General features: G+C 40.6%; 24 protein-coding genes and 1 pseudogene. 2 read left to right on the forward strand and 23 right to left on the reverse strand.

All coding sequences use genetic code 11. The annotated features are described in order from the left end of the window. Nucleotides 1-327: 327 nt before the first annotated feature. Nucleotides 328-564, reverse strand: a complete 237-nt coding sequence (locus tag SB775_RS18505; RefSeq protein WP_061440405.1) for a hypothetical protein — start codon at nucleotides 562-564, stop codon at nucleotides 328-330. Between the two features lie 131 nt (nucleotides 565-695). Here SB775_RS18505 and pdaB point away from each other — a divergent pair, with 131 nt between their 5' ends. Continuing rightward, nucleotides 696-1,448, forward strand: coding sequence for a polysaccharide deacetylase family sporulation protein PdaB (pdaB, locus tag SB775_RS18510; RefSeq protein WP_061440404.1), 753 nt, complete (start codon nucleotides 696-698; stop codon nucleotides 1,446-1,448). An 89-nt stretch (nucleotides 1,449-1,537) separates the two neighbouring features. On the opposite strand, the gene SB775_RS18515 is transcribed toward pdaB, so the two are convergent. After that, on the reverse strand, nucleotides 1,538-2,218 hold the full coding sequence (locus tag SB775_RS18515; RefSeq protein WP_061440403.1) for a KinB-signaling pathway activation protein: 681 nt from the start codon (nucleotides 2,216-2,218) through the stop codon (nucleotides 1,538-1,540). Between the two features lie 137 nt (nucleotides 2,219-2,355). Here SB775_RS18515 and gerD point away from each other — a divergent pair, with 137 nt between their 5' ends. After that, nucleotides 2,356-2,931 carry a spore germination lipoprotein GerD gene (gene gerD, locus SB775_RS18520; RefSeq protein WP_061440402.1) on the forward strand — a complete coding sequence of 192 codons (576 nt, stop codon included), beginning with the start codon at nucleotides 2,356-2,358 and terminating at the stop codon, nucleotides 2,929-2,931. A gap of 36 nt (nucleotides 2,932-2,967) precedes the next feature. On the opposite strand, the gene SB775_RS18525 is transcribed toward gerD, so the two are convergent. The 21 genes and pseudogenes from SB775_RS18525 to rpmD form a co-directional block, all read right to left on the reverse strand. Beyond that, nucleotides 2,968-4,026 carry a P-loop NTPase gene (locus SB775_RS18525; protein WP_410862727.1) on the reverse strand — a complete coding sequence of 353 codons (1,059 nt, stop codon included), beginning with the start codon at nucleotides 4,024-4,026 and terminating at the stop codon, nucleotides 2,968-2,970. A gap of 144 nt (nucleotides 4,027-4,170) precedes the next feature. After that, complete coding sequence (gene cwlD, locus SB775_RS18530; RefSeq protein WP_061440400.1) at nucleotides 4,171-4,887, reverse strand: N-acetylmuramoyl-L-alanine amidase CwlD; 717 nt, start codon at nucleotides 4,885-4,887, stop codon at nucleotides 4,171-4,173. 82 nt (nucleotides 4,888-4,969) lie between these two features. Further along, the gene (locus tag SB775_RS18535) at nucleotides 4,970-5,395 is read right to left on the reverse strand and encodes a DUF2521 family protein (protein WP_061440399.1); all 426 of its coding nucleotides are present in this window, start codon (nucleotides 5,393-5,395) and stop codon (nucleotides 4,970-4,972) included. Between the two features lie 828 nt (nucleotides 5,396-6,223). Continuing rightward, on the reverse strand, nucleotides 6,224-6,751 hold the full coding sequence (locus SB775_RS18540) for an ECF transporter S component (protein WP_089364075.1): 528 nt from the start codon (nucleotides 6,749-6,751) through the stop codon (nucleotides 6,224-6,226). A gap of 466 nt (nucleotides 6,752-7,217) precedes the next feature. After that, nucleotides 7,218-7,610 carry a 30S ribosomal protein S9 gene (rpsI, locus tag SB775_RS18545; RefSeq protein WP_034304957.1) on the reverse strand — a complete coding sequence of 131 codons (393 nt, stop codon included), beginning with the start codon at nucleotides 7,608-7,610 and terminating at the stop codon, nucleotides 7,218-7,220. A 20-nt stretch (nucleotides 7,611-7,630) separates the two neighbouring features. Next, complete coding sequence (gene rplM / locus SB775_RS18550; RefSeq protein WP_034304960.1) at nucleotides 7,631-8,068, reverse strand: 50S ribosomal protein L13; 438 nt, start codon at nucleotides 8,066-8,068, stop codon at nucleotides 7,631-7,633. A gap of 267 nt (nucleotides 8,069-8,335) precedes the next feature. Continuing rightward, nucleotides 8,336-9,076 carry a tRNA pseudouridine(38-40) synthase TruA gene (gene truA / locus SB775_RS18555; RefSeq protein WP_284469081.1) on the reverse strand — a complete coding sequence of 247 codons (741 nt, stop codon included), beginning with the start codon at nucleotides 9,074-9,076 and terminating at the stop codon, nucleotides 8,336-8,338. Nucleotides 9,077-9,090: 14 nt separating this feature from the next. Next, the gene (locus tag SB775_RS18560) at nucleotides 9,091-9,888 is read right to left on the reverse strand and encodes an energy-coupling factor transporter transmembrane component T family protein (protein ID WP_089364073.1); all 798 of its coding nucleotides are present in this window, start codon (nucleotides 9,886-9,888) and stop codon (nucleotides 9,091-9,093) included. Then, the gene (locus tag SB775_RS18565; protein ID WP_089364072.1) at nucleotides 9,888-10,754 is read right to left on the reverse strand and encodes an energy-coupling factor ABC transporter ATP-binding protein; all 867 of its coding nucleotides are present in this window, start codon (nucleotides 10,752-10,754) and stop codon (nucleotides 9,888-9,890) included. The genes SB775_RS18560 and SB775_RS18565 overlap by 1 nt, the downstream gene beginning before the upstream one ends. Further along, nucleotides 10,730-11,569, reverse strand: a complete 840-nt coding sequence (locus SB775_RS18570; protein ID WP_410862729.1) for an energy-coupling factor ABC transporter ATP-binding protein — start codon at nucleotides 11,567-11,569, stop codon at nucleotides 10,730-10,732. Before SB775_RS18570 ends, SB775_RS18565 begins: the two co-directional genes overlap by 25 nt. A 367-nt stretch (nucleotides 11,570-11,936) precedes the next feature. Next, nucleotides 11,937-12,299, reverse strand: coding sequence for a 50S ribosomal protein L17 (gene rplQ / locus SB775_RS18575; RefSeq protein WP_061440393.1), 363 nt, complete (start codon nucleotides 12,297-12,299; stop codon nucleotides 11,937-11,939). Between the two features lie 83 nt (nucleotides 12,300-12,382). Beyond that, nucleotides 12,383-13,327: a DNA-directed RNA polymerase subunit alpha gene (locus SB775_RS18580; RefSeq protein WP_053349049.1), complete on the reverse strand. Its 945-nt coding sequence runs from the start codon at nucleotides 13,325-13,327 to the stop codon at nucleotides 12,383-12,385. A 177-nt stretch (nucleotides 13,328-13,504) separates the two neighbouring features. Further along, the gene (gene rpsK, locus SB775_RS18585; RefSeq protein WP_028390438.1) at nucleotides 13,505-13,894 is read right to left on the reverse strand and encodes a 30S ribosomal protein S11; all 390 of its coding nucleotides are present in this window, start codon (nucleotides 13,892-13,894) and stop codon (nucleotides 13,505-13,507) included. Nucleotides 13,895-13,916: 22 nt separating this feature from the next. Next, complete coding sequence (rpsM, locus tag SB775_RS18590) at nucleotides 13,917-14,282, reverse strand: 30S ribosomal protein S13 (protein ID WP_057915228.1); 366 nt, start codon at nucleotides 14,280-14,282, stop codon at nucleotides 13,917-13,919. A gap of 22 nt (nucleotides 14,283-14,304) precedes the next feature. Further along, nucleotides 14,305-14,418, reverse strand: coding sequence for a 50S ribosomal protein L36 (rpmJ, locus tag SB775_RS18595; RefSeq protein WP_003156543.1), 114 nt, complete (start codon nucleotides 14,416-14,418; stop codon nucleotides 14,305-14,307). A gap of 40 nt (nucleotides 14,419-14,458) precedes the next feature. Then, complete coding sequence (gene infA, locus SB775_RS18600) at nucleotides 14,459-14,677, reverse strand: translation initiation factor IF-1 (protein ID WP_028390440.1); 219 nt, start codon at nucleotides 14,675-14,677, stop codon at nucleotides 14,459-14,461. Between the two features lie 42 nt (nucleotides 14,678-14,719). Beyond that, a pseudogene (locus SB775_RS18605) lies at nucleotides 14,720-15,171 on the reverse strand (M24 family metallopeptidase); the annotation flags it as partial. Between the two features lie 71 nt (nucleotides 15,172-15,242). After that, nucleotides 15,243-15,896 (reverse strand): adenylate kinase, encoded by a 654-nt coding sequence (locus SB775_RS18610; RefSeq protein ID WP_061440392.1) that lies wholly within the window; start codon nucleotides 15,894-15,896, stop codon nucleotides 15,243-15,245. 58 nt (nucleotides 15,897-15,954) lie between these two features. Beyond that, nucleotides 15,955-17,250, reverse strand: a complete 1,296-nt coding sequence (gene secY / locus SB775_RS18615) for a preprotein translocase subunit SecY (protein WP_061440391.1) — start codon at nucleotides 17,248-17,250, stop codon at nucleotides 15,955-15,957. Next, nucleotides 17,250-17,690, reverse strand: coding sequence for a 50S ribosomal protein L15 (gene rplO, locus SB775_RS18620; RefSeq protein ID WP_034304982.1), 441 nt, complete (start codon nucleotides 17,688-17,690; stop codon nucleotides 17,250-17,252). Before rplO ends, secY begins: the two co-directional genes overlap by 1 nt. A 32-nt stretch (nucleotides 17,691-17,722) precedes the next feature. Further along, nucleotides 17,723-17,905, reverse strand: coding sequence for a 50S ribosomal protein L30 (gene rpmD, locus SB775_RS18625; protein WP_057915223.1), 183 nt, complete (start codon nucleotides 17,903-17,905; stop codon nucleotides 17,723-17,725). Nucleotides 17,906-17,908 lie beyond the last annotated feature (3 nt).

Raw genomic sequence — 17,908 nt, forward strand, 5'->3', positions numbered from 1 at the left:
GGCACGCCGCCAGCGTTCGTCCTGAGCCAGGATCAAACTCTCCGAAGAAATGTTTGACTTGCTCATTTTGCTTTTTTGATAGTGTGTGCTCACTTAAAATTTAACGTTGGCGCTTTGTTTTGTTCAGTTTTCAAAGAGCAATTTTTTCGCTATATCTCTTAGCGACTTTAATATCTTAACATCTTATTACCGCTTCGTCAATAACTTTTTTTGAAAAGTTTTTTCACTCTTTTTCAAAAGCATTACTACGTTGCAGCAACTTTTATAATATACCAGTGTATAAATTAATAGTCAATAGGTTTTTTGAATATAATTCACTTTTATATATCATGACTGATTTCCCTTGGTTAAGTTCGTTTTCACCCTCATATACATTAGGCATTCCTCCTCAGTGCTCACCCTTTTAAACAGTCTGAAAAGGATGTTATATTTCTCGTTTATTGCCCTTTTTACTAAGTGATCAATTCTGTCATCTTGCAAATCGAAAAGTATTTCATCCATCTCTCTTTTTAACAGGTACTCCAATTCCATCTTTTCTTTGTCATTAATCAATAAACCGAGCATGATTCACACCTCCATCAGACATCTTTCCCCATTCACACCCTTTTTATGAATTTTCAACTGATTTTTTGCATAACAATAATCCTCGCGCATAAATTTGAAGACAAGAGTCTTTTGGACAAGGGGATGGATTAATGAAATTTTTCATGGTGCTTCATGCAAAAAAAATCAAGTATTATTCGTTAATTTTACTTACGGCACTTTTTACCGCATGGTTCCTTTTTGTGCAAAACATTCTTCAAGCCCCTGTTTTTTCTACAGAAGATGGGCCAAAAGCGGTTTATAAAGGGGAACAGAATGTCGCGATTACGTTCAATATTGGCTGGGGTGATGAGAAAGCCGCCCCGATAATAGAAACATTAAAAAGGGAACAGATTAAATCAGCCACTTTTTTCCTTTCGGGATCTTGGGCTGAGCGCCATCCGGACATAGTAGAGAAAATTAGGAAAGAAGGATATGAAATCGGTATGCTTGGTTACGATTATAAGGATTATTCCGAAATGGAAGATCAAGAAATCATCCGAGATATATCTAAAGCTCAAGAAGCATTTAAAAAACTGAATGTAAAGAATATAGAACTTTTACGGGCGCCCACCGGTCACTTTGATAAACGCCTCTTAAAGATCAGTGAGAACTTCGGATATACTGTAGTCCATTGGAGCATCGATTCAAAGGATTGGACCAATCCAGGTGTTGACCAGATCGTTCAGAACATCAGTAAGACCAAAAAGGGTGATATAATCTTATTACATGCTTCAGACTCAGCAAAACAAACTAATAAGGCTTTGCCACAGTTACTAGGGGAACTACAATCAAAAAATTTAAACTTTGTTAACGTTTCTGAAATGATTTCCAATTCATCGGCAAACAGTGAGGAAATCCGCTGACTGAAAAAACTGCGTACTGATGGTCCTCATGAACCTTAGTACGCAGTTTTTATGTTGACTTCCTTATGTATGGCCCGACTTACAGTAGATTAGCTGCTGCCTTTACCTAATTCGCCAGCTTTCATTTCCTTTGCTCGAGTTTGCTTCCGTGCTTTTTTACTGGCCAATTCCTTTTGTGATCGTTCAATCAATTTGCTTAGAACCAAGAGTTGATAAGCATTGCAGACTATCAAAGGAAGCAGCATGAAGTAAAGCCAGCTTTCATCATTGGTACTTAGGACAGGTAACCACTCCAAAACTGTGACTACGACCATGAAGAATAAGGCTGGGATAAACGATTGTCTATTCGTTTGTTTCATTTTGAAATAAGCTGTTATCAGTGCTGCAGCCAAAACAACCAATGCTAACACGATATAGGAACTAATCCCCTCGCCTGAACCAAAATTAAGATATCGCAGGTAAACCAGGTCAAAAACAACAAAAAGGATAAGTACAATTTGAACGGCATTCCATAAAGAAGCGCTTTTAAATACTCCCAGGCCAAAACGATGGATCGTTAAATAGGCAAAAAAGCCAGCTTGACTTATGACACTAAAAATTAACCCAACACCGAATAACCAAATAAACGTGGATAGGATGGCGCTGGCTTCAAAAGAAGAGAAATAAGCCTCAAACTCACTCCATCGAGCCAAAAACCCTACAACTCCGCCCGTTACACCACCGATAAGCAATGTTGTTAAAAACAATTTAACTAAATTACGGCTGTTCATTGTTTTCCTCCATACATTTCTATTTAATTCCCCTAATTGTACCAACCAAATTTGGAAAAATCCACTTATTCCACCAAGGAATAATATCGCCGTTTGGAACCATATTAACAATAAGAAGGATGAAAGGGGCCCTGCGTATGAGAGTGGGAGTTGCTTTGCTTTTCACGTCATTCTTACTCGTTTGTTCCGGTTGTGCTCAAAATGGAGCAGGCGCAGATAAAATGGAGTATGAAGAGACAAAGAAAATGGTCGTCGATATCTTGAAGACAGATGATGGAAAAAAAGCCATCCAGGATATCATTTCCGATGATAAAACGAAAGCTGAACTTATAATGGACTCGGATGTCATTAAGAAATCCATTGAAGATATGGTCACTTCAGATAAAGGAAAGGAATTTTGGAAAAAGACATTTAATGATCCTGAATTCGCTTCCGCTTATGCTAAAGCTTTAGAAGACGAACATAAAAAGGTATTGAAGGATTTAACTGCTGATCCTCAGTATCGTGGAATGATCATGGATATATTGAAAGAACCGGATATGGAAAAAGAAATGAATAAATTATTAAAAACAAAGGAAATGCGTTCCGTCTATAAAGAGCTGATCATAGAAACCATGGAGAGTCCTCTCGTTCAAGCGAAAATGCAGGAGAGATTGGATAAAGCAGCTACTAAAGCGGTAGAGAAGGAAAATAAGGATAAAAAGGCAAAATAATAAAAAAAGGCTGATTCCATTGGAATCAGCCTTTTTTTATTGTAGCTTTTCAATGACCTTTTTAGCAATATCCTCGTAAATCCTACCGAGCCTATGATCTGCTGCGTAAATGGATGGAGCAAAGTCCTCTTCGTTCCAATCTGGCTGTTGTAACGGGAGTTGACCTAAGACTTCTGTTCGAAGCTCTTCTGCAAGCTTCGCTCCGCCGCCTTTTCCGAAAACATATTCTTTTTCACCGGTCGTTTTACTTTCGAAGAATGACATATTCTCAATAACACCAATGACTTCATGTTCTGTCTTGATGGCCATGGCACCAGCTCTTGCAGCAACGAAGGCAGCAGTCGGATGCGGTGTCGTAACGATGATTTCTTTACATGAAGGGAGCATCGTATGCACGTCCAATGCAACATCGCCTGTACCTGGTGGTAAGTCAAGGACTAAATAGTCCAATTCTCCCCATTCCACTTCATTAAAGAAACTGTTAAGCATTTTTCCCAGCATCGGCCCTCTCCAGATGATAGGCGCGTTATCTTCCACAAAAAAGCCCATTGAGATAACCTGAACGCCAAACCGTTCTACAGGAATGATTTTTTCCCCGCGGACGACTGGTCTTTTTGTTATCCCCATCATATCAGGTACACTGAATCCATAAATATCAGCGTCAACCAATCCGACCTTTTTACCCAAGCGAGCAAGTGAAGTGGCGAAATTCACTGAAATCGTAGATTTTCCCACTCCCCCTTTACCACTCGCAATCGCAATGAATTGTGTCTTGCTGTTAGGTCCAAGCAAGCCTTGGTCCGCTTCATCCTGCGGAATGCCTTCCCGGTGCTTGGCTAACTCATCTTCAGAAAGCTCCGTGAAACGAATCCCTACAGATTCCGCTCCGTTCGTTTTCAGCAAGTCCACCACTTCCGATTGCATTTGCATTTGCTCGGCAGTCCCCGTTTTCGCAATGGCAAGTTTAACGCTTATATGATTCTTTTCAGGTTTTATTTTGATTTCTATAATCCCATTTGTCTCTTCAAGGCTTTTATGTAGAAAAGGGTCTTTAAGATCCTTTAATAAATTCAGTACTTTCTCTTCTGTTAACAAGTCGAGCACCCCTTTGAATTCGTTTTATTTTCCCATTTTTCAGTATAACATATTACTGAAATAAAGCTTATTATCTGCCCTGTACGCGAAACCTGATTACTTCCCCATAGTAAAAAGGGCCTTGTACGTTACAAGACCCAGAAATCACTCTTCTTGCGTTAGTTTTTCCTCTGTAAAGTAACGTAAAATACCCATATAAATCGAACTGGCCACCTTTTCTTGATACCGATCACTGACTAGGCGCTCCCTTTCCTCCTTATTGGAAAGAAAACCAATTTCCACAAGAGCTCCCGGTTTCTTAGCACGATTCATCAAATATACATGATTTATTGTTTTTGCATCACGCTTTGTATTTTCAAGGTTTCTAATGATTTCAGTCTGAATGAATTTTGCTACCTGTTCATTTTCCTCAAACCTGTTTGTATAAAAGGTCTGGGCTCCTTTCGATGACGCTGAAGGAAAAGAATTCAAATGAATACTTAAGAATAAGTCCGCTTCCGAATCATTGATCATTTCAACCCGGTTCCGTAAGTCTTCCTGTTTTCGCTGGCGGATCCCTTTTGTCTTTCCCTGTGCCAAATCCTCATCCTTCTCACGGGTCATGATGACAAGGGCACCCTGTTCCTGTAAATAGTCCCGAACCTTTAATGAAACGGAAAGGGCAATTTCCTTCTCCATTACCTCTTGTACATTTGCCCCGCCGTCCATTCCCCCATGACCGGCATCCAGCACGATTACCTTACCTGCCAACGGAAGGTTCCAGGAGTCCCAAGAATCATCTTCAACAAATTTAAAAGTTACAATTAAAAAAAGGACAAACAATCCCATAGCGATTCCTGTATATTTCAGCTTTCTACGCATGACCGTTCCCCTTCCATGATTCCTATACTAAAAGGTATGGGACAAACCATGGAATTAGAACAAGGTATGGGATTTTTGCCTTCTAATGCAGTTTCATTTTATATCGTTTTTCACCAGTCTTAAAGCCGTCCTGCCACCACTCTCCCACAAACCCTTCACAGCAATAAAACAACCCTTCATCGAAAGCGTTATTCGCTGTAACTTCTCTCCAATACAAAATAAAGTTAAAAAGAGTATCGGTCAAAAACTTCTCTTCCTTCCAACACCTGGCCCTTACATCTTCTTCTGACTCACCGTAATAGCCAAACTTACTATAGTTCGCTCCTAATAAATAAGCCTCGATGGCAACATCGAAGTAGCCTTCCTCCAAGACATCCATGAAATCCTGTCCAAAGTAACGCTGAATCCTTCCCTTCATATCGTCGATAGAAAGATCCCTGAGCAATCTACGTTCGAACTTCAATTGCCTTTCCCTTTGCATCTCCTGTAAACCTAATATCACAGCCATATTTCACCTCCGGGGCAATTCCCCATTTCCCAAATTATTTCCTAAGACATAATTTAGTTTTTGCGTTCTATTTTGAACCATTCATTTATTCTATTGGCAAAATATAATGAGAATAAGTTCATCAGCCGTAGCATGGGTGAATGGAAGTAAATGAAGAAGGCACATGGAACTCGATTTAATATAGAGTCTCTTCTTTAAGAAACGTTGTTAAAAGGCAGAACGCATATTCGAGTGATAAAAGTCTGTTTACAAGGACTTGGAATAAAGATAAACCTTTGAGGAGGATCCAGTTGTTTTTTAAAAATGAATCGCTACGCGATCCTACGAACGCACCGCTTGAGTAAACAGGAATATGATTGCATCTTCGGAGGTTTACTCGTTGTTTTCCCCACTTACATGCCAATCATTTGGACCTAAGAAACTTGGAATTATCCCCCGATAACTCGCCACTCAGGCTGCTACCCGAGGCTGTCCGTGCCGACTCGGGCAGCTCACCACGCATGCCTCTTCAGGACATTGATTCAATATGTAAATATTCTTATCTGTACTTCTTTCTTGAACTTTAAGCGAATGTAATGATTTTGTTTTCTCTTTCAATCCCCTTAAAAAAAACTCGATTAGGATGAAAAAGGACATCCATGGTAAACGGATGTCCTTCTTTCACATGATATAACATATTGCAATAGCGGTCATAATCACTGCTTATTTAGCAGCGGGGGTGAAATTCAAAGCGTTAGTTCACTCATCAAAAAGGCACTTTTTTGAGGTCACAAACAACGTATTCCAACTCCAAGAATGGTTTGAAATAGTTTCCGCAAATTCCACTGCCTATATCTGACCAGCTCTTTTCATTAAGCGTCCTGCAAGGGGCACTACAATTATACCCGCTAATACGACCTGCATTACGTTTCCGAGGATAGAGCCGAATGGCTGTATCCAGTTACCGTAAAGGATAACTTCGGCAAAATAGTAGCCCACGACTTTTACAATCAATGCAACGACAACGGCAAGTGTATATACAAGTTCTCTTTTTCCGGGTACCTTCTCGGATATGAGGCCAGCTAAAAAGCCCATTGCACCTACGATGATGAATGTAAACGGTGCCCATGCTGCCCAAGGAGAGATAAGATCGGAGAAGGCCATTCCGATTGCGCCTGCTATCGCTCCTGTTTTTTTGCCATATACCAAAGCTGCTATAAAAAGGGGAACGTTACCAAGATGGATTAGGCCTCCGTTACCCATTATTGGGAGCTTGATGTTGATCATTGTCGCTACAAGGGTTAATGCGATGAATAGCGCATTGATGACCAAGGCTTTTGTTTTAGTCATTTCAATTGGTGAGAATGTTGAATTCATATGAGGTCCTCTTTCTTTTTTTAAGTACTATCATACTTCTTATCAGAAACTTAATAAATATGGATTTTACAAATAAATCTTTATCATATAAATAAACTCCCGTGATTTAAAAGGAACACACCATTACGATCCCGGCATTTCATTTGGGCTAGGATGGTAAAAGCCGATAAGAGAGGTATAAAGCGTTAATTACCTTTGATTCTCCCCTTAAGCCTCTATTTATTCTTGGATTCAGACATCCCATGATTCTTACCTTATTGAAGCCGGAGTAAGGTTAAAGAAGATGGGGCGATACTAGGGACATTCATATGACAATGATCATACATAAACATGTAACAGATACTAGAGAGCAAAAACCTTCTAAATCCCAAAAGGTCCATGGAGCTATGGTGTGGTCAAAAGCTTTCTTTTCATAAAAAAGACTCCCAACCAAAATGGTTGAGAGCCTTTCGAAACGAAAATAGAATTAACGTTTTGAGAACTGAGGTGCACGACGTGCGCCTTTAAGACCGTATTTTTTACGCTCTTTCATACGTGGGTCACGAGTTAGTAAACCAGCAGTTTTAAGAGATGGACGGTATTCTGGATCAACTTGAAGTAATGCACGGGCGATACCGTGACGGATTGCTCCAGCTTGACCAGTGTATCCACCACCGCTAACGTTTACTAGAACGTCGTAATTTCCAGTAGTTTCTGTAGCAACTAGTGGTTGGTTAACAACTTCACGTAATGCTGCGAAAGGAATATATTCATTAATGTCACGACCGTTAATAACGATGCGACCTTCGCCTGGTACTAAACGTACACGAGCTACTGAGCTCTTACGGCGACCAGTACCATAATATTGAACTTGTGCCAAGATAGTAACCTCCTTAGTAATTATCCGCGTAATTCGTATACTTCTGGTTGTTGAGCAGCGTGTGGGTGCTCAGCTCCAGCGTATACGTGTAATTTTTTGTAGATTTGACGACCAAGAGAATTCTTTGGAAGCATACCTTTGATAGCAAGTTCAAGCATTCTCTCAGGGTAGTTTGTACGCATTTCAAGAGCAGTTCTAGTTTTAAGACCGCCTGGATGCATAGTGTGACGGTAATAAATTTTGTCAGTCAATTTTTTACCAGTCAAGTGGATTTTTTCAACATTGATTAGAATTACATGATCACCAGTGTCAATGTTAGGTGTAAAAGTTGGTTTATGTTTACCACGTAAGATGGATGCTACTTCAGTAGAAAGGCGACCCAAAGTTTTGCCTTCAGCGTCAATCACATACCATTTACGTTCTACTTCATTAGCTTTCGCCATAAATGTCGTACGCATGGTTAACCTCCTAAAAAACTTTTTAATTTTTTATATTTATTTTCAATCACAATAAACTTCCGGGGCTTATCGTGGGATTAAAATACATACCATATTATATTAACTTCTCCCAGATTCATTGTCAAGGGAATGTTACACTAGGATAAGTTGTCTATAAAACACTCTTTGCAACTCCATGAAAAGGTCAGTATGGCATCAAACCGCTCCATTACTGATTTCATCCTGTTTGCCAGTTGTAAAAAAACTGGTATCACTTCGAAAATATTTTTATTTGTAAAATACTTTCCATAAATACAAGCCTTGGGCAGGTGCTGTTTTCCCTGCAAAACTGCGGTCCTTTTTGTCCAATATCCCGATCATATCCCGGGGTTCCATCTTACCGCTGCCGACTTCCAGGAGCGTCCCAACCAAGATCCGCACCATATTATACAAAAACCCTTCCCCAACGAAGCGAAAAACCATGAAGCCATCGCTCTCTTCAAAGTCAATTTCTTGGATGGTTCGAACCTTATCGACCACTTCCGTTTTTGCCGAACAAAAACTTGTAAAGTCATGAGTCCCTACCAAATAGGAAATTGCTTCCTTAATCGCCTTCCCATCTAATGGATAGGGGTAATGATAGGCGTAATTCCGCTTAAACGGATCTCGTAATTTGGATCGGGCTATGATATAACGGTACTCTTTCCCAGTCGTATGGAACCTGGCATGAAAATCATCAGGCACGATATCGACTTCCAAAACGATAATATCGGTCGGAAGAAGGGCGCTGAACGCCTTTACCCAATTTTCAGTAGGAAATGTAAGGGGTGATTCAAAGTGAATCACCTGCCCCTTTGCATGAACCCCTGAATCTGTCCTGCCTGAAGCAGTGACCTTTATAATTGTGCCTTTGTGCATTTGGGCTAAGACTGCCTCAAATTCACTTTGGATGGTCCGTTTCTCAGGCTGCACCTGATAACCAGCGAAGTCCGTGCCGTCATAAGCGATCACACATTTATATTTTGGCATAGTACTCTTCCTTATTATGAACGTAATAAAAATAACATGACCGTAAGAAGACCTATTGAGACCATCAAAAGGCTATCACTCGTCTTCCAGTCCAATTGGCGGTATTTCGTGCGGCCTTCCCCACCACGGTATCCTCTTGATTCCATGGCAGTCGCCAATTCTTCTGCCCGTTTGAACGAACTCACAAATAAAGGAACAAGCAGCGGTACAATCGATTTAACCCTGTCCTTTATAGGACCTGATGAAAAGTCAACTCCCCTTGCCGTTTGAGCCTTCATGATTTTTTCTGTTTCCTCCATCAGCGTTGGAATGAATCGAAGGGCAATGGACATCATCAATGCTAGTTCATGTACAGGCATTTTCCACTTTTTCAAGGGTCCCAACAGCTCTTCCATCCCATCTGTAATGGATATTGGGGTTGTCGTCAAAGTTAATAAAGACGTAACAAGGATTAGTAAAGTAAATCTTACGGATATGAACAAACCTTGAATCAAACCGCCTTCATAGATTTCGAACCAACCGTATTCAAAAAGCAATTCCCCTTCTTTCGTAAACAATATATGGAGAAGGAATGTAAATACGATTAAGAAAAAAATAGGTTTTAACCCATTATAAAGATAGCGAAGCGGTATCTTCGAAAGGCTAATCAACAGGATGGTGAAAACCGCAAGTAAACCATAAGAAACGACATTATTCGCCAAGAAGATGACACAAACAAACAGGAACACAAGGAGCAATTTAGCCCTTGGGTCCATCTTGTGTATCAGGGAGTCTGCAGGGACATAACGCCCGATAATCATTTTATCCAGCATCAGCGGTTCCCCCGTTTCATGGCTTTATCTATTTCTACAGCTAAATCACCGATATTAAGACATGGATGATCAAACCGAACCCCAAGTTCCTTCTGGAGCTTGAGCTGAAAACGGACCGTATCAGGTACATCCAGGCCAAGCTCCAGAAGTTGTTCTGGCTCGGAGAAAATTTCCTGGGGAGTTCCCTTTTTGAACACCGTACCCTGGTGCATGATAATGATGTCATCCGCGTACTTGGCTGCATCCTCCATGCTATGTGTCACCAGAATTGTAGAAATGCCCCTAACTTTATGCAAATCATAAAACATATCCATGATTTCTTTGCGTCCTCGTGGGTCCAGTCCCGCTGTGGGCTCATCCAGTACCAATACTTCCGGCTCCATGGCAAGTACCCCGGCAATAGCCACCCTTCGCATTTGACCACCGGATAAGTCGAATGGAGATTTTTCAAGAACTTCCTCACTCAACCCCACTTGGGCGATAGCTTTCCTGGCCAGTTTCTTTGCATCGATTTCAGAAACCCCAAAATTCATAGGTCCGAAACATATATCCTTTTCAACCGTTTCATCAAACAGTTGATGTTCCGGAAACTGAAAAACAATTCCAACCTTTTGTCTAATCGACCGTAATGCCTTTTCTTTTCGTCCAGCCTCAATCGTCCGATCACCAATGAAGACCCTGCCCTTCGTCGGTTTTAAAAGAGCATTCAAATGCTGCAGTAGCGTCGATTTTCCGGACCCTGTATGCCCGATGATTGCGGTATAGGTTCCAGGCTCCATTGAAATATTGACATCATGAAGGGCTAGATGTTCAAAAGGAGTATTCACCTGATAGCGGTATTCTACATCATCGAGTGTAATTCGCATAAATCCTTCACCAACTCTTCCTCTGTCAAATGCCCATCAACCACACGAACACCATTTTTTTGTAACTCTTTGGTTAGTTTCACTGAAAAGGGAATATCCAGACCAAGGGCAATTAATTCTTCCTCTAATTCAAAAATACCCTGAGGCGGTCCTTCACGATATAACCGACCTTGGTTCATGACTATCATTCGATCAGCTTTCGCAGCTTCCTCAAGATCATGGGTGATCGATATGACGGTAATCTCGTTTTCCTGTTTTAATTCCCTAACTGTTTCAAGCACTTCTTCACGGCCTCTTGGGTCAAGCATTGAGGTTGCTTCATCTAAGATGATTATGTCTGGCTGCAAGGCTATTACACCTGCTATGGCCACTCTCTGCTTTTGACCGCCGGATAGATGGTGCGGCTCTTGATTAAGAAAGGCATTCATTTTAACCTTATTTAACGCACCATGAACACGCTCCACCATAACCTGCTGAGAAACACCGGCGTTTTCTAAACCAAAAGCCACATCATCCTGAACTGTAGTGCCTACAAACTGATTATCTGGGTTTTGAAAAACCATGCCAATTTTCTGGCGTACATCCCAAACGGTTTCTTCTGTCAGAAGTTGACCATTAATCGTAATGGTACCTGAATTAGGGAACTGAAGACCATTCAGTAACTTCGCTAATGTCGACTTGCCAGAACCATTATGTCCGACAATCGCAAGCCACTCCCCCTGATGAATATCAAAAGAAACATCATCCAAAGCGTTTCGAGACTGACCCTCATATTTGTAAATAATATTATTTAAAGAAACCAGCTTCTTCCCCATGTGGCCCTCCTCATCCTCGACTGCACTCGTCTAATCTGAACTCTGCTCTATCAACATAAACATAGTAGTATTTCTTCTGAAAATATAAAAAAACGCTGCACCCCTTCCACCGAAAGAATTTTCGGTAAATTAAGAGCAGCTTACAGCGGGCCTGTTACGAAAAACAGGTTATCTTATAATCGCTTATTAAAAAAAGCGGGAAGGGATGCTTGAGCTAGACGTGAAGGCTCCCTGTATAAACAGGTTCCGCCAGCCATCGTAACACTCAATGCGAATTTCTAAAAAACAGAATTTCTATTTAAAAAAAGAAAAAGGGCATAGAACAAGTGAGTATATTCATTTGTCCCGCCCTTTTTCATCGTTGTTATTAAACTAATTCAATAACCACGACTGGTGCACCGTCACCGCGGCGTGGACCAACTTTCATGATACGAGTGTATCCACCTTGACGTTCTTCATAACGTGGAGCCACGTCACTGAATAGTTTTTGAAGGGCATCTGTGCCTTTCTCAGCGTCAGCGATTTCGTTACGGATGAATGATGCAGCTTGACGGCGTGCATGCAAGTCACCACGTTTACCAAGAGTGATCATTTTATCTACTACAGAACGTAATTCTTTTGCACGTGCTTCAGTAGTTTCAATGCGCTCATGGATAATAAGATCCGTAGCTAAATCACGAAGTAATGCTTTACGTTGTGCGCTAGTGCGTCCTAACTTTCTGTAACCCATTAGAGATTCCCTCCTTTGTTGAAGTTCTATATTGTGTGTCTAAAACAAGGCTCACAACATAATGGATTGATTCCGCCATGTTATCAGTCGTCTTTACGAAGACCTAAGCCTAATTCTTCTAGTTTCGCTTTCACTTCTTCAAGTGATTTACGGCCTAGATTACGTACTTTCATCATATCTTCTTCCGTTTTATGAGCTAGCTCTTGAACGGTATTGATTCCAGCACGCTTCAAGCAGTTGTAAGAACGAACAGAAAGGTCTAATTCTTCGATCGTCATCTCAAGAACTTTTTCTTTTTGATCTTCTTCTTTTTCAACCATGATTTCAGCATTTTGAGCTTCATCGGTTAACCCAACGAAAATATTTAAATGCTCTGTTAAAATCTTAGCTCCAAGTGCTACCGCTTCTTGCGGACCCGTACTGCCATCAGTCCAAACATCGAACGTTAACTTGTCAAAGTTAGACAACTGTCCAACACGTGTATTTTCAACTTGGAAAGATACGCGTGAAACCGGAGTGTAAAGAGCATCGATTGGAATTACACCAATTGGCTGGTCTTCTCTCTTGTTTTGAACAGCAGGAGTGTAGCCGCGGCCGCGACGTGCAGATAAACGCATACGCATATGACCGTTTTTACCAATTGTAGCAATATATAAATCCGGATTAAGAATTTCTACATCACTATCATGAGTGATATCAGCAGCCGTGATGACTCCGTCACCTTGAACGTCAATTTCCAGCGTCTTCTCTTCATCAGAGTAAATCTTAAGAGCTAGTTTTTTCACATTAAGAATGATAGATGTTACATCTTCCACGACGCCTTCAATTGTTGAGAACTCATGTAGCACTCCATCAATTTGTATAGCTGTGACAGCAGCACCTGGGAGTGAGGATAAAAGGATACGACGTAAGGAGTTACCCAATGTAGTACCATACCCACGCTCTAGTGGCTCTACGACGAATTTACCGAATTTGGTATCGTCGTTGATTTCAACCGTTTCGATTTTTGGTTTTTCTATTTCGATCATCAATAAACCCTCCTTCAAAACGTCAAAACCCCGGCAAGTAAACTAAGTCACTTAAACCGAAATTCCCCATGTATACGTTCCCGCTGTGCGCAACAACTGAAAATTAATCTTCTGTAAGAACGCAAACTCAGTATTATATCCCATTATTGACAGGAATACAAAATCTATACAGAAAAATTAAACACGGCGACGTTTTGGTGGACGGCATCCGTTATGTGGAACTGGAGTTACATCTTTAATTGCAGTTACTTCTAGGCCAGCAGCTTGAAGTGCACGAATAGCAGCCTCACGTCCAGCACCAGGTCCTTTAACTGTAACTTCAAGAGTTTTCATACCATGTTCAATTGATGTTTTAGCAGCTGTTTCAGCAGCCATTTGTGCAGCGAATGGAGTGGATTTACGAGATCCACGGAATCCTAGAGCTCCAGCACTTGACCAAGAAATAGCATTACCATGAGAGTCAGTGATCGTAACGATAGTGTTATTGAATGTTGAACGAATATGTGCAATACCAGTTTCTATATTCTTTTTCACACGACGTTTACGTGTATTAGTTTTACGTGCCATGAAAAGTAACCTCCTTTACTAATTATTTTTTCTTGTTAGCTACAGTACGACGAGGTCCTTTACGCGTACGAGCATTGTTTTTTGTATTTTGACCGCGAACAGGAAGACCACGACGGTGACGTAAACCACGGTAAGAACCGATTTCCATTAAACGTTTGATGTTTAGGGAGATTTCACGACGAAGGTCGCCTTCTACTTTAAGCTTGTCAATGATATCACGAATTTTATTCAATTCGTCTTCCGTTAAGTCACGAACGCGAGTTTCTTCAGAAACGCCTGCTTCTGCAAGAACTTTCATCGCGGTTTGTTTTCCAATACCATATATATATGTTAATGAGATAACAATACGTTTGTCACGGGGAATATCTACTCCAGCAATACGTGCCATGCTTGAGTGCACCTCCTTCTATTTAGCCTTGTTTTTGTTTATGTTTAGGGTTTTCGCAAATAACCATAACTTTACCTTTTCTGCGGATAACTTTACACTTTTCGCAGATTGGTTTGACTGATGGTCTGACTTTCATTGCTATCTAACCTCCTTATACAGATCGGAGCGTAACCGGATTATTTGAACCGGTATGTGATTCTGCCGCGAGTTAGATCATACGGGGAAAGCTCAACCGTAACTTTATCTCCAGGCAAAATGCGAATAAAGTGCATACGAATTTTACCGGATACATGAGCTAAAACAGTATGACCATTTTCTAATTCTACCTTAAACATTGCATTTGGCAAAGTCTCTTGTACTGTGCCTTCTACTTCAATTACATCATCTTTCGCCATTAAAGTGATTCTCCCTTCTCTATGCGTGAACCTATTAAAGGTACACATCTTTCCGTCAACATTACTACAGTCCAATTATCCTCATAAGTCTTACAATTCTGCATCAAGTATTCACCATTTTGTAGAACCAGGCTTTAACTGAGGACCTTTATCAGTTGGACCGAAATGAGGATTTTATGGGTCCTCATGTAAGTCTTGACCGATTCCGTGACCGACATACTCTCGAAATAGAGAAGCAATTAGTCTCGACATAGGTTTGAATAGCATGGGAGATGTTTGAAAGGCGCACGCCTGACATAGCTTCTTTCAACCCTCTATATCACGACTCTTTAGGAATCCCAATAGAGTCACTGCATTTCTTCATCAATTTTGCCGACCGGATATGTCCATGAAGATCACTTAGAAAGTAATCGCCCAATTCAGGGAATACCAAGTACAAGAACCTGATTAATAAATGTGCGAATGCTCTCGCGAAATCCATTATACCCTTTGTATTAAAGGAATGCACCAAGTTTAACTAGTAAGTTGTAAAAATGGTTTGAATTTCATAAATCAATACGAATGATTAATTTTGCAAAGCACCAAGTAACACATCAATATCTTCAAATACCTTATTAATATCTTGCTGTCCGTTAATGTTGACCAAGTATCCTTTTTCTCCGTAGAAATCAAGAAGTGGTTTGGTTTGTTTCAAATTCACATCTAAGCGATTTTGAACCGTTTCTTCATTATCATCAGCACGTTGATATAATTCTCCGCCGCAGCGGTCGCATACATCATCTTTAGCGGGAGGATTGAATACAAGATGATATGTCGCACCACATGATTTGCAAATACGACGTCCTGTCAATCTTTCCATTAAGATGCTTTTATCAACATCGATATTAATGACAAAATTCATTTTTCGATCTAAATCAGTAAGAATGCTTTCAAGTGCTTCTGCCTGTGCCACAGTACGTGGAAAACCATCAAGCAAAAATCCTTTTAGGCAGTCTTCCTTGCTTAATCTTTCACGTACAATGCCAATGGTAACTTCATCTGGTACCAATTCGCCTTTGTCCATGAATGATTTTGCCTTTAGACCTAATTCTGTTCCATCTTTGATAGCTGTTCGGAACATATCTCCAGTAGAAATATGAGGGATATTATATTTTTCTACGATTTGTTCAGCTTGAGTGCCCTTACCAGCACCAGGCAGACCCATTAACACTAGATTCAATTTTCTTCCCCCTCAAACTCTATAATGGGTAAAGGGAACAAGGCGTTCCCAAAACTCATTACTTTATAAAGCCTTTATAGTGTCTCTTCACAAGTTGTGATTCAAGCTGCTTCATCGTATCAAGGGCAACCCCCACTACGATTAGCAAACTAGTACCACCAATCTGTGCAGATTGAGGTAAATCAGCAATCTTAATGAAGAATACCGGTAAAACGGCAATGATGGCTAAGAATATAGAGCCTACAAACGTCAAACGGTATAAAACACGTGTTAAATATTCTTGTGTACTCTTACCTGGACGAATCCCCGGCACATAGCCACCTTGCTTTTTCAAATTCTCAGCCATTTGTTCAGGGTTAACCTGAATGAATGCATAAAAATACGCAAAAGCAATGATAAGAGCGACATAAATGATCATACCAATTGGATTGGTATAAGCAAGATTTTCTGTTATCCAACTAGTAACACTGTTCTTTCCAAAGAAAGATGCGATTGTAGTAGGAGTGATAAGAAATGCCATTGCAAAGATTACCGGAATAACCCCTGCAGCATTTACTTTCAATGGTAAATGTGTAGACTGGCCACCCATTTGTGTACGACCTACCGCAGCACGTTTGGCATACTGAATAGGAATTTTACGTAATGCCTGCTGAATGAAGATGACAGCAACCACGATTGCTAATACTGCTAATACAATGAGGATAATCGTTATAATTCGTAAGAATAATTGATCGCCAGCATTTTGAAATTGTTGGGCGTATATTTGATTTGCCGTTGTTGGCAAACTAGCTACGATACCAGCAAAGATTATGATGGAAATCCCATTACCCACACCCTTAGCAGTGATCAGCTCCCCTAACCACAAAAGAAAAGCTGTTCCTGCCGTTAAGACAGTCGCAATAAGCAAGTATGTTGCAATTCCAGGATTTTCAATCAACTGGCCACCTGACATATTATTGAACCCATAAGACATGCCCAAAGCTTGGATAAATCCTAGGATAATAGTGAAGTAACGCGTGAATTGAGCTAATTTACGGCGCCCTGCTTCCCCTTGTTTAGACCATTCAGTGAACTTAGGTACAACATCCATCTGTAATAGTTGAACGATGATAGATGCCGTGATATATGGCATGATACCCATCGCTAATATGGAGAAGTTTTTTAGTGCTCCGCCGCCAAAGGTATTTAAAAGACCTATGACGCTCAGCTGGTCCTGTTCAGCGAGAAAACCGGCATTCACATGCGGTACAGGTATAAATGTACCGATGCGATAGACGATTAACATTAGAAGGGTAAAAATAATCTTATTCCTTATTTCACCCACGCGCATAAAATTGGAGATCGTGCGAAACATTAGATCACCTCTGTATTACCGCCAGCAGCTTCGATAGCTTCTTTAGCAGTAGACGAGAATTTGTGAGCTTTAACAGTAAGCTTTTTCTCAATGCTTCCTTTTGCAAGAATTTTGATTCCTGCTTTTTCTTTACTAACAACTCCAGTCTCAAGTAAAAGAGCTGGTGTTACTTCAGTACCGTCTTCGAAAAGATTTAACGTATCAAGATTCACGATAGCATAGTCTTTACGGTTGATGTTGGTAAATCCACGTTTAGGTAAACGTCTGAATAGAGGAGTTTGTCCCCCTTCAAATCCAAGACGCACACCGCCGCCGGAGCGAGCGTTTTGTCCTTTATGTCCTTTACCTGCTGTTTTACCGTTACCAGATCCAATACCGCGACCTTTACGTTTACGTTCTTTACGAGAACCTTCTGCAGCTTTTAACTCATGAAGTTTCATGTTGGCACCTCCTTGTTAAGTTAAAAATTATTTTATTGTTCTTTTACAGTAACAAGATGAGCAACTTTGGTAATCATACCGCGAATCGCAGGGTTATCTTCATGAATAACCGTTTGATGCATTTTGCGTAAACCCAAAGTGTTAACTGTAACACGTTGATCTTCAGGACGACCAATCAAGCTGCGAGTGAGGGTAATTTCTAATTTATTAGCCATAAT

The organism is Peribacillus sp. SIMBA_075 (assembly GCF_046534585.1).

Excerpts from the sequence above, each read along its gene's own strand:
- SB775_RS18505 (WP_061440405.1), bottom strand. The coding sequence starts at position 564 with ATGCTCGGTTTATTGATTAATGACAAAGAAAAGATGGAATTGGAGTAC.
- pdaB (WP_061440404.1), top strand. The coding sequence starts at position 696 with ATGAAATTTTTCATGGTGCTTCATGCAAAAAAAATCAAGTATTATTCG.
- SB775_RS18515 (WP_061440403.1), bottom strand. The coding sequence starts at position 2,218 with ATGAACAGCCGTAATTTAGTTAAATTGTTTTTAACAACATTGCTTATC.
- gerD (WP_061440402.1), top strand. The coding sequence starts at position 2,356 with ATGAGAGTGGGAGTTGCTTTGCTTTTCACGTCATTCTTACTCGTTTGT.
- cwlD (WP_061440400.1), bottom strand. The coding sequence starts at position 4,887 with ATGCGTAGAAAGCTGAAATATACAGGAATCGCTATGGGATTGTTTGTC.
- SB775_RS18535 (WP_061440399.1), bottom strand. The coding sequence starts at position 5,395 with ATGGCTGTGATATTAGGTTTACAGGAGATGCAAAGGGAAAGGCAATTG.
- SB775_RS18540 (WP_089364075.1), bottom strand. The coding sequence starts at position 6,751 with ATGAATTCAACATTCTCACCAATTGAAATGACTAAAACAAAAGCCTTG.
- rplM (WP_034304960.1), bottom strand. The coding sequence starts at position 8,068 with ATGCGTACGACATTTATGGCGAAAGCTAATGAAGTAGAACGTAAATGG.
- truA (WP_284469081.1), bottom strand. The coding sequence starts at position 9,076 with ATGCCAAAATATAAATGTGTGATCGCTTATGACGGCACGGACTTCGCT.
- SB775_RS18560 (WP_089364073.1), bottom strand. The coding sequence starts at position 9,888 with ATGCTGGATAAAATGATTATCGGGCGTTATGTCCCTGCAGACTCCCTG.
- SB775_RS18565 (WP_089364072.1), bottom strand. The coding sequence starts at position 10,754 with ATGCGAATTACACTCGATGATGTAGAATACCGCTATCAGGTGAATACT.
- SB775_RS18570 (WP_410862729.1), bottom strand. The coding sequence starts at position 11,569 with ATGGGGAAGAAGCTGGTTTCTTTAAATAATATTATTTACAAATATGAG.
- rplQ (WP_061440393.1), bottom strand. The coding sequence starts at position 12,299 with ATGGGTTACAGAAAGTTAGGACGCACTAGCGCACAACGTAAAGCATTA.
- SB775_RS18580 (WP_053349049.1), bottom strand. The coding sequence starts at position 13,327 with ATGATCGAAATAGAAAAACCAAAAATCGAAACGGTTGAAATCAACGAC.
- rpsK (WP_028390438.1), bottom strand. The coding sequence starts at position 13,894 with ATGGCACGTAAAACTAATACACGTAAACGTCGTGTGAAAAAGAATATA.
- rpsM (WP_057915228.1), bottom strand. The coding sequence starts at position 14,282 with ATGGCACGTATTGCTGGAGTAGATATTCCCCGTGACAAACGTATTGTT.
- rpmJ (WP_003156543.1), bottom strand. The coding sequence starts at position 14,418 with ATGAAAGTCAGACCATCAGTCAAACCAATCTGCGAAAAGTGTAAAGTT.
- infA (WP_028390440.1), bottom strand. The coding sequence starts at position 14,677 with ATGGCGAAAGATGATGTAATTGAAGTAGAAGGCACAGTACAAGAGACT.
- secY (WP_061440391.1), bottom strand. The coding sequence starts at position 17,250 with ATGTTTCGCACGATCTCCAATTTTATGCGCGTGGGTGAAATAAGGAAT.
- rplO (WP_034304982.1), bottom strand. The coding sequence starts at position 17,690 with ATGAAACTTCATGAGTTAAAAGCTGCAGAAGGTTCTCGTAAAGAACGT.
- rpmD (WP_057915223.1), bottom strand. The coding sequence starts at position 17,905 with ATGGCTAATAAATTAGAAATTACCCTCACTCGCAGCTTGATTGGTCGT.